11 protein-coding genes are annotated in these 9,796 nt (G+C 69.1%); 3 read left to right on the forward strand and 8 right to left on the reverse strand.

Translation table 11 applies throughout. The features are described from left to right. The 6 genes from CH341_RS23375 to CH341_RS35350 all read right to left on the reverse strand — a co-directional run. Positions 1–1,087 (reverse strand): ABC transporter ATP-binding protein/permease (locus CH341_RS23375; RefSeq protein WP_146604587.1); only part of this gene is annotated, 1,087 nt, incomplete at its 3' end. 89 nt (positions 1,088–1,176) lie between these two features. Then, entirely contained in the window at positions 1,177–3,033 is a 1,857-nt protein-coding gene (locus CH341_RS23380) for an ABC transporter ATP-binding protein (protein WP_111421394.1), read from the reverse strand. Between the two features lie 258 nt (positions 3,034–3,291). Continuing rightward, entirely contained in the window at positions 3,292–3,798 is a 507-nt protein-coding gene (locus CH341_RS23385; protein WP_111421395.1) for a GNAT family N-acetyltransferase, read from the reverse strand. Between the two features lie 171 nt (positions 3,799–3,969). Beyond that, on the reverse strand, positions 3,970–4,272 hold the full coding sequence (locus CH341_RS23390) for a type II toxin-antitoxin system TacA family antitoxin (RefSeq protein ID WP_111421396.1): 303 nt from the start codon (positions 4,270–4,272) through the stop codon (positions 3,970–3,972). A 424-nt stretch (positions 4,273–4,696) separates the two neighbouring features. Further along, on the reverse strand, positions 4,697–6,022 hold the full coding sequence (locus CH341_RS23395) for a hypothetical protein (protein WP_111421397.1): 1,326 nt from the start codon (positions 6,020–6,022) through the stop codon (positions 4,697–4,699). Next, a complete protein-coding gene (locus CH341_RS35350; RefSeq protein ID WP_210208573.1) occupies positions 6,019–6,198 on the reverse strand; it encodes a hypothetical protein in 180 nt (59 codons plus the stop codon). Before CH341_RS35350 ends, CH341_RS23395 begins: the two co-directional genes overlap by 4 nt. Positions 6,199–6,478: 280 nt before the next feature. On the opposite strand from CH341_RS35350, the gene CH341_RS23400 reads away from it, so the two are divergent. Next, entirely contained in the window at positions 6,479–6,715 is a 237-nt protein-coding gene (locus CH341_RS23400; RefSeq protein WP_111421398.1) for a type II toxin-antitoxin system HicB family antitoxin, read from the forward strand. Then, complete coding sequence (locus tag CH341_RS23405) at positions 6,712–6,942, forward strand: type II toxin-antitoxin system HicA family toxin (RefSeq protein WP_111421399.1); 231 nt, start codon at positions 6,712–6,714, stop codon at positions 6,940–6,942. Before CH341_RS23400 ends, CH341_RS23405 begins: the two co-directional genes overlap by 4 nt. A gap of 145 nt (positions 6,943–7,087) precedes the next feature. Here the strand turns inward: CH341_RS23405 and CH341_RS23410 are convergent, their stop codons facing one another. Beyond that, positions 7,088–7,759: a class I SAM-dependent methyltransferase gene (locus CH341_RS23410; protein ID WP_111421400.1), complete on the reverse strand. Its 672-nt coding sequence runs from the start codon at positions 7,757–7,759 to the stop codon at positions 7,088–7,090. 25 nt (positions 7,760–7,784) lie between these two features. After that, a complete protein-coding gene (gene mnmA / locus CH341_RS23415) occupies positions 7,785–9,029 on the reverse strand; it encodes a tRNA 2-thiouridine(34) synthase MnmA (RefSeq protein ID WP_111421401.1) in 1,245 nt (414 codons plus the stop codon). 443 nt (positions 9,030–9,472) lie between these two features. Here mnmA and CH341_RS23420 point away from each other — a divergent pair. After that, positions 9,473–9,796: hypothetical protein (locus CH341_RS23420; RefSeq protein ID WP_210208575.1), on the forward strand; the 324-nt coding region annotated here is incomplete at its 3' end.

The following is a 9,796-nucleotide window of genomic DNA, read 5'->3' on the forward strand; positions in this document are numbered from 1 at the left end:
GCCGCCGCAGCCGGCCGGCCCGCGCCTGCTCGGCCGCCTCCAGCGCATCGAGGGCCGTGGCCAGCGTCACGACCCGGCGGACCGAGGCCGTCCAGTCGCCCAGCCGGGTGAAGTTGTCGACCAGCCAGCTCAGCGCGCCCTGCACGATGGTGAAGGCGGAGGCGACCTGCATCACCTGGCCGAGCGTCATGCTGCCGTCCAGATAGCGCGGCGTGCACAGCAGCACCGGGACGACCCCGACCGCCTGGGCGCTCGCCTGCGAGACGATCACGGCCCGCATGTGCTGACCCATCAGGGCGGCCCACCGGGCCAGCACGGCCGAGAAGCAGCGGTCGAGCCCGGCCCGCTCGGCGGCGGCGCCCGACAGCAGGGCGATGCTCTCGGCGTTCTCGCGCACCCGCGTGAGTGCGAAGCGGTACTCCGCCTCGGCCTGGTTCTTGTGCGCCGCCGTCGCCGTGAAGCCGCGCGCGATCGCCACCATCCCGCCGTTGACGACGAGCGCATAGACGAGCGCCGCGATCAGCAGATAGCCCGGAATCGTCACGGTCGTCCCGGCGACCGGCACGCTCAGCGCACCGCCGACCACCCACAGGACGGCGAAGAACGAGACCGCCGACAGCGCCGACGTGAGAAACCCGGTGACGAAGTCGACCGGCATGTCGGTGGCGATGCGCACGTCCTCGTGGATCCGGTGCTCCGGATTCATGTGATCGCCGGGGATGCATTCGAGCTGATAATAGCGGCCCCTGGCGAGCCAGCGGTCGAGCAGGCGGTCGTTGAGCACGGCGCGCCAGGTGCGCTGCAGGGTCATGCGGGCCGCCATCGCGACGACGCACAGCACCAGATAGAGGCCGACCAGCAGCGGGAACAGCATCGCCTGATGCAGCGCCGCATCGGCGTTGCGGGCTTCGAGCGCGTCGAAGAAATGCCGGTTCCAGAGATTGAGCCCGTAGGTGATGCCGAGGCTCACCAGCACGACGGCGCCGAGCACGGCGGTGAGCGGCCAGGCGCAGCGTGGCCCGCCGCGGCGCCAGTAGCCCCCCGCCTCGCGCCAGAAACGACCCAGATCAGTCCGGAGCTGCGACATGCGAGGTACAAACCTCGCGGCCGGTGGCGGGTTCCGTCGTCCCGACCACGACGGTCGATCCGGGCGGCGTCCCCTGCCCGGCCGCGCCGTCACGCCGCCCGGATCGGCGCCTCCGGCACGTGCTCGGCCGGCGCCGCCGCCGCGTCGAGGTCGTTGGCGATCAGGCCGAGATGCTGCCGGCGCACCAGCGACGCGTAGTAGCCGTCGCGCCGCATCAGCTCGCGGTGCGGCCCGCATTCGGCGATGCGGCCCTCCTTCAGCACGATGATGCGGTCGGCGCCGACCACGGTGGCGAGCCGGTGGGCGATCACGAAGATGGTGCGCCCGCGCATCAGAGTCTGGACGGCGGTCTGCACCAAGGCCTCGGACTCGGCATCGAGCGCCGAGGTCGCCTCGTCGAGCACCAGGATGGGCGGATCCTTCAGGATGGCGCGCGCGATGGTGATGCGCTGGCGCTCGCCGACCGACAACAGCCCGCCGCGCTCGCCGACCATGGCGTCGAAGCCGCCGGGCAGCCGCTGGATGAAGTCGTAGGCGCAGGCCGCGCGGGCCGCCGCCTCGATCTCGGCGTCGCTCGCCTCCGGCCGGCCGTAGGCGATGTTGGCCCGCACCGTGTCGTTGAACAGCATCGGGTCCTGCAGGACGACCCCGATGGCCCGCCGCAGCGAGCCCTGCCGGAGGGTCCGGATGTCGTGACCGTCGATGCGGATCGTCCCGTCGACCGGATCGTGGAAGCGCATCAGCAGCGCCATCATGGTCGTCTTGCCCGAGCCGCTCGGGCCGACGATGGCCAGCGTCTCGCCCGGCGCGACGTCCAGCGTGAGGCGGTCGAGCAGCGGCCGGCCGGCCGGCTCGTAGCGGAAATGCACGGCGTCGAACGACACCGCGCCGCGCGGTGCCGGCAGGTCGCGGGCGTCCGGCGCGTCGCCGATGTGCTCCTGCACGTCGAGGATGGCGAAGATCTCGTCGAGCGACACCGAGGCCTTGCGCAGGCTCGTATAGGTCGCGCTCAGGCCCTGCACCGGGCCGAACAGGCCGCCGATATAGCCGAGGAACGCCACCACGGTTCCGACCGTGGTCTGCCCGTGCAGCACCAGATATCCGCCGACGCCCACCCCGGCGATGCGGGCGAGCGCGACGACGAGGTTCGAGGCGGTGGCGTAGCGGGCGTCGGTGGCGACGCCGCGGATCACCACCGTGTTGGCGGCGTCGACGTCGCGCAGGAAGCGCGCCTTCTCGACGTCCTCCATGGCGAAGGAGCGCACGATCATGATGCCGGACAGGACCTCGTTGAAGCGCGAATAGATGCGCGCCCAGCGGTCGAGCAGCGTGCGCTCGCGCGCGGTCTGCTCGGGCCCGGCCCAGGTGGCGATCAGCGCCGGCAGCGGCGCGAAGGCCAGCACGAGCAGCGCCAGCCGCCACTCCAGCGCCACCATGACCCACGCCGCCACCGCGAGGAAGACGAAGCTCGGCACGATGTTGAACAGGATGAGCGAGACCGCGGCCGTAAAACCCTGGATGCTGCGATCGAGCCGCGTCATGATCGCGCCGACGCCCTCGCTGCGCTGCAGCCGCAGCGGCATGCGATGCAGCTTGCCGATGGTGGCCTCCAGCAGCGCGTATTGCAGCCCGATCCGGGTGCGCCAGGTGAGCCAGGTGCCGATCCCGTCCATCGCCTCGCGCATCACGGCGAAGCCGGCGAGCAGCGCGAGCCCCTGCAGCAGAGCCGGCGCGCCACCCGCCGCGGTGAGGCCGTCGAAGATCCATTTCAGCGCGAGCGGCTCGAACGCCCCCAGCGCCGCCGCGGCGAGCGTCAGGGCCACGATGGTGCCGATGGCGCCGCGCTGCGGCAGTGCGAAGCGCACCGCCTGGCGCAGCCGATGCTGGCGCCCGGGCGTGCGGCCGGCCCGCCGCGCGGCGGGGCGAGAATCCACGATGCTCGACATGCCCGGATCTGTCGCCGCGTTCGCGGGTCCGGACAACTCGGGCGATCACGGAGGCGACGTGATTTCGTCCCGCCGTGACCCGGTTGCGATGGAGGTAACGTGTTGATCCGCGACGGCCGCCGCGAAAGGCCGTAGGGCGCCAATGAGCGCAGCGAATTGCGCCGCTGTGAGAACCACGCGCGGCTTCTTCGCCAGCGCAATCCGCTGCGCCTGTCGACGCCCCGCGAACAGCGCCCGCCGCACCGCGACTGCGCCGCCCTATCGGGCTCGCGACAACGATGCCGCGATGTCGGCGATCGAGCGGAACAGGACGAACGGATCGTCTTTCGAAACGATGAAGCCGCGTCGACTCCAGAACGCGGCGGCGTCGGCATCGACGGCATGGACGACGAGCGCACGGCCCCCGATCAGCTCCGCCGCCGCGACGCACCGTTGCAGCGCATGCTTCAGCAGGCCGGTGCCGATCCCCTTGCCGATCCAGTTCCGATCCGTCGCGAGCTGCCCGAGCAGCAGGCAGGGCACCGGGTCGGGCGGCTGGCCGGTCCGGATCGACCGCGGCACTGTCGACGGGACGATGGCGGTCGGCGCGAGGCCGTAATAGCCGATCACCCGGTTGGCCGCGTGAACGACGAGGACCGCGGTAAAACCCTTCTGCTGGTTGGACAGCGCCCGGGTCGCCAGCCATCGGTCGAGAGACGGCTTTCCGCAGGAGAACCCGGAGAGATCGTGTGCCGCTGTCAGCGGCTCGGGCCCGGAGATCGCCACGTCTCACGCTCCAGCTTCATACCAGCCGTGACACCCTCGGACTCGTCATACGCGGGCTCGACCCGCGGATCCGTCCTTACGAACGAGCAGCATCTTCGGTCGCTCGATGGATGGCCGGGTCAAGTTCGGCAATGGCGAAGAGCCTCGGCGACGGCGAAGACTGGTATCACGTCATGCTCCGGTCTTCGGATCACCCGGCTCCCAGGGCGCCGCCCGCCGAAACAGGTCGACCATCTCGGGAACGGGTGTCGGCGGCCCGGACAAGGCAGCGACGAACGCCTCGAAGCCCGCGGCGCTCATCCGGATCGGCAGCGTCTCCATCAGCACGTCCTCGGCCGCCCGCACGGCCGCCTCGCGCACGAAATCCGTGCGGGAACGTCCGCGCAGCGTCGCGGCCCGATCGATCATGGCGATATCCGCCTCCGGCAGCCGCATCGACAGCGGATGCTCCTTGCGGTCGGACGTTCGTGGCATGGCGGTCCTCCTGGAGGGCGAAATAGCAAAATGTAGCGCGTTTTGCAATACACGCCTCACAGCGAGATTGGCGTCACCGCAAGTCCCAAGAAAAGTCCCGCGGAAAGTCCCACGGTAAGTCCGCGACCCGATCACGCCCGCCCTCACGGTGAGGTGCGAGCGCAGCGAGCCTCGAACCATGTGGCCCCCCGGTCGGGGCAGCCCGGGCCGCGGACGAGGTCACGGCGACCTGTCGCGGATCGCAGGCGAGCCAGGGCCGTAGGATGGCTTGAGCCGAAGACAAAACCATCGCTGCCCCGCGCGATGGGTTGATGGGTTTCGCTGCAGCTCAGCCCATCCTGCGCGCTGCAGTTCCCGAAGCGCGCGGGCCAAATTGCCGCCGGCAGAGAAGCCATTCTGTGTCGACTGACGGCGCGGCGGCAAGTTAGTCAGGCGCCGCTGGTGTAGGAGGAAACGCCGCATCTCGATAGCCGCCCAGATGCGAGATGTAGCGGCCCCGATAGCCGATGGCGGTGAAAAGGAAGCGCACTACGACTTCCCGGATCACCGTGACGTGTATCCACAGGTCGGCATCCGTCTCTTTGACGTCCTCGTAATACTGTCCCCGGTGCACGACCTTGTCTCGGGCCTTCTTGGCAAGCTGTAACGAGGCAGGATCGATCCCGTCCAGCGGGACCTTCCAGCGCGCGGCCAGAAGTTCCAACTTCCGCAATAGTGAGCGTCGGTTCAGTTCGGCCAGCTTCTCGTTTAGCTCGCGCGCGGCATCCTCCGCCTGTTCGGCAGGCAACCTGGCAAGGCAGCGACGTATCACGGAGAGCAGCACCCGTCGGGTCCTGGTGAACGGGGCTCTTGGCAGGATCAGGGCCTCATCGGGGCCCAGGTTTGAATCAATCAGATTTTCCAGCGCCGTCATCGCGTTGACGAGGCGGACTTCATTGTATGTAGCCTCCATCGAAAACCACTCGATCGCGACGAAGAGGTGCTTGGCCTCGATTGGCGGTGAGAAGAACGAACGTACGGCTGCTTCGAACATCGCCTCCTGGGTCATGTAATGGATGATGGCCAGCGCGGAGGTCCCTTGGCGGATCTTCGACCAGACCGTCACCTCGCTTTCAATTCCCGCTATAAACTCCATGACCGGCGCGCCCAGATAGGCCGATCCGGTGAGCGACATGATGCAACGGATATGGTCAAGAAGTCGCTCGCTCGCGGCGCGCCAGGATCGTGGATCAGATCGCGGATCGTTGGCCTGAATGGTCAGCCAGCCGCTGGCTTCGTTGTCATCCTTGTCTTCGCGCAGTCCCATCATTTCCAGTTGGCCCAAGGGGCAAGCGGCGTTAAGCGAGTCGAAACTCCTGAAGCCCCGTAGCCGCAGGCGGAGCACAGGCTTGATCATCGGCTCATTCAACGTGAAACGGAGAATTCCCATGGCACAGAGAGCCGAGAGCATGAGGCGGGCGCCACTGGCCTGGTCCCAGGTAGTGCACAGACTTGAGAAAAACAGATGATCCGTCTCAAAACGCGTTCCATCCTCGGCGGCGGCCCGGAACGAGAAGTGAACGACCTTGTCCTTATCGTCCCACTCCAGGAGAATAAACTTCGATTGGTTGGACAGTGGAATTGGCGGGAAGTCGAATTTCAACTCGCCCGATGCGTCAATCCCGATCTCGGCTGAGACCTCGACGGCGTGCGCTCCCCGCGACAACGTGCCGGGAAATACTCTCGACTTGGCCAGCGGTGCGCCGCTCATGCCGCCTCCTTTGGCGGATCGCGCGCCTCAAACGCTGCCGCACGACCGCGCGTTTGTTCGACATCAAATACGGGCTTGCCATTGCCCTTTGCGATCTCCGCGTTAGCCCGCTCGACTGCTCCAGGGGCCTCGCGATAGATTTCTTGGATCAGCGCGACCTTCGACTGCCTCTTCAAGCTCCTCGGCCAAACGCGATGCCTTGGCAAGGTGGGGGCACGCTCGCGAGGGGCGCCACAACCGCCCTGCTACACCACGACGAGGAACGAGACCTGGAATTATTGTGCCTGTGCACGCAATCGACACTCCGCCATTTGACCGATTCCAATGCCAAGGTCCCGTTCGAGTGCACCACCTCAAAACCACGTGCAACCTCGCCGAGACTCCAAAATCCGCCGAATTGCACCCGGTCGGGCTCATCGTTAGGATCGGACGATCCCAATCGACGAGACCCCTGCCATGGCCACCGTTCGCACCTATGCCGTCGTGCTGGAGCCGGAACCGGACGGTGGCTTCACGGTCCGGGTGCCGGCGCTGCCCGAAATCGTCAGCTACGGCGACGACGAAGCGGACGCACTCGCGATGGCGGAGGACGCGATCCGCCTGGTCATGGAGGATCGCGCGAGCCGCGGAGAGGCAATGCCCGAGGATGCGAAGCCTCGCATCCGCGAGGTCACAGTCACGCTGGCGGCATGACCCGCCTTCCCGTCGTCCGGGCGCGCGATGCGGTTCGCGCGCTCGAACGTGCGGGCTTCGTGGTGTCGCGCATGTCCGGCAGTCACTGCCGCATGATTCACGCCGACGACCCGAGCCGCGCGGTGACGATCCCGATCCACGCCGGCCGCGACCTCAAAGCCGGAACCCTGCATGCGATCGTCCGGCAAGCCGGATTGTCCGTGGAGGTGTTCGTCTCGCTTCTGTGACAGCGCGCTGGGACGACATCGCAGCAGCCGCTGGTCAGTAGGGCGCCAATGAGCGAAGCGAATTGCGCCGGTGAACAACCCGCGGGGTCTGGGCTCATGTCGGCGTAATTCGCTGGCGCTCATTGCGCCCTACGGAAGCGCCCCGCTACTGCGCCGCCTGCATCTGCGGCGGGGCCAAAGCCTTGCCGAAGCGGATCAGCGAGAAGTGGCCGAGCGGCGGCATCGGGCGGCGCTCGATGAAGTGGACGCCGGCGGCGCGGTCGACCCAGGTGCGCAAGCGCTGCCACGGGAACTCGGGGCGCCAGCCGAGTTTTCGCGCCAGGGGCGCGAAGGCGGCTTCGAAAATCTTTCGCGGGCCGGTCTCGGCGCCGATGTGATTGACCAAAATGATCTCGCCGCCCGGCTTCACGACGCGCAAAAACTCGTCGAGCGTGCCCTCCGGGTCCGGCACCGCCGTGATCACGTATTGCGCCACGACGACGTCGAACCAGCCGTCCGGAAAGGCCAGCTTGGTCGCGTCCATCACCGACAGGACCTCGACATTGTCGAGCCTTTGGGCGACCACCCGCTCCTGCGCTTTTCGCAACATCGGCTCGGAGATGTCGACCCCGAACAGCCGGTTGGTGCGGCGATAGTCCGGCAGCGAGATGCCGGTGCCGACCCCGACCTCCAGGATGCGGCCGCCGCCGGTCGCCTCCACGGCGGCGATGGCCGCCTTGCGGCCGCGCTCGAACACCTGCCCGAACACCAGGTCGTAGACCGGCGCCCAGCGCGCGTAAGCCTTCGCGACCTTGTCGCGGTCGAGATCGTCTGCCATGGGCTGCCCCCGAGCCGAAAAATGTTCAGCGCCGCGCGCCGGCCGCAACGGCCCGCCGCCGCTCCTCCTGCGACGCGGCGACCGGTTCGGCCGCCGACGCCGCGCTCCTGATGAAGCCGCCGCCGAGGACACGGGCCTGACCGGCCAGCGCGTCGTAGAACACGCAGGCCTGTCCGGGGGCGACCCCCTCCTCGCCGTCGACCAGCTCCACCTCGATCTCGCCCGCGGCCCGCCCGTCGGCGGTGCCCGCCTCGCCGGCCCGGAGAATCCAGGCCGGCTGCGGCCGACGCGTCGAGCGCACCTTGACGAACGCCTCCAGCCGGCCCGGCACCGGCGCGGCGGCGAGCGCCGCGTCGAGCGAGCCGTCGCCGATCCAGTTCACGTCGCGCAGCCGCATCCGCATGGTCCTGAGCGCCTCGCGCGGGCCGACGACGACGCGCCGCGTCGCCGCGTCGAGCCGCACCACGAACAACGGCTCGCCGGCCGCGATGCCGAGCCCGCGGCGCTGGCCGACCGTGAAGCGGATGATGCCCTGGTGATGCCCGAGCACCCGCCCGGCCATGTCGACGATCTCGCCCGGCTCGGCGGCGCCCGGCATCAGCCGCTCGATCACCTCGGTGTAGCGGCCGGTCGGCACGAAGCAGATGTCCTGGCTGTCGTGCTTGTCGGCGACGGTCAGGCCGAAGCTGCGCGCCAGCTCGCGGGTCTCGGCCTTGGTGCGCTCGCCGAGCGGGAAACGCAGGATGTCGAGCTGCTCGCGCGTGGTGGCGAACAGGAAATAGCTCTGGTCGCGCTCCTCCTCGCGGGCCCGGTAGAGGCCGCGCGAGCCGTCCGGAGCGAGCCGCGAGGCGACGTAGTGGCCGGTCGCCAGCACCTGCGCGCCGAGCTCGCGGGCCGTCACCAGGAGGTCGCGGAACTTGATGGACTGGTTGCAGTCGACGCAGGGGACCGGGGTCTCGCCGTGCACGTAGCTCTCGGCGAAGCGGTCGATGACGGCTTCCTTGAAGCGGCTCTCGTAGTCGAGGACGTAATGCGGGATGCCGATCTGCTCGGCGACCCGGCGGGCGTCGTGGATGTCCTGGCCGGCGCAGCAGGAGCCGAGCCGATGGGTCGCGGCGCCGTGGTCGTAGAGCTGCAGCGTGACGCCGACGACGTCGTAGCCGTCCTGCTTGAGCAGCGCCGCCGTGACGGAGGAGTCCACCCCGCCCGACATGGCGACCACCACGCGGGTGTCGGCCGGCCGCGTGTCGAGATCGAGACTGTTCCGCATCGTCGCCGCGGCGTCGCCGCGCTCCTCACCACCGGCCGCGGGGGCGGCACGGGCCGTACGGACGGCTGGCCCGCCGTCGCGGCTCTTGTTCACGTCTCATTACTATAGGGACGCGCGACGCCGCCCGCCAGCCGCCCGCGGCGCGCGGGTGGCTGCGAGGTGGCGAAGGGGCGGCGAAGGGGGTGGCGAGGGAGCGGCGAGGCAGGTGGCGAGGGGGTGGCCAGGCAGGTGGCGAGGGAGTGGCGAGGGAGCGGCGAGGGAGCGGCGAGGGAGCGGCGCCGGCCGGCAGATCTTGCCGGCGGCCAGCAAGGGATGCCGCCCGGGTCCCGGACGAGATCCGGATTAGCTCACGCATGGCATTGTAAAACCGAGGTTTTCTTTGCGGCTCCGATGGCCCGGCGCTTGCAATCCGGTGCTGGAGCAATTCGAGAGGGTCGACCCGCGTGGCCACCATCAGCATCGAGCCGAGCGCCTTCGCCGCCGCCGCCCAAGCGGCTCGTACGACGACGAAAACCGCGTCGAGCGGGTCCGATTTCGCGAGCCTGATCGACGACGCCCAGGACGTCGCCGCCGCCGCCAGCCAGGACGCCCAGACGCGTCAGCGCGCGGCCGACACCGCGTCGATGCGCAGCAACGACACGGGCCAGACCACGACGTCCGACCGGACGCCCGCGCGCGGCCGCGGGACCAATACCGGCGACACGGCCGATCCGGCCAGCGATCCGGCCGACGCCCCCCCGCCCGGCGACGGCACCGCCGCGGCGGGC

Origin of the sequence: Rhodoplanes roseus (assembly GCF_003258865.1) — a bacterium.
Lineage (GTDB): Bacteria > Pseudomonadota > Alphaproteobacteria > Rhizobiales > Xanthobacteraceae > Rhodoplanes > Rhodoplanes roseus.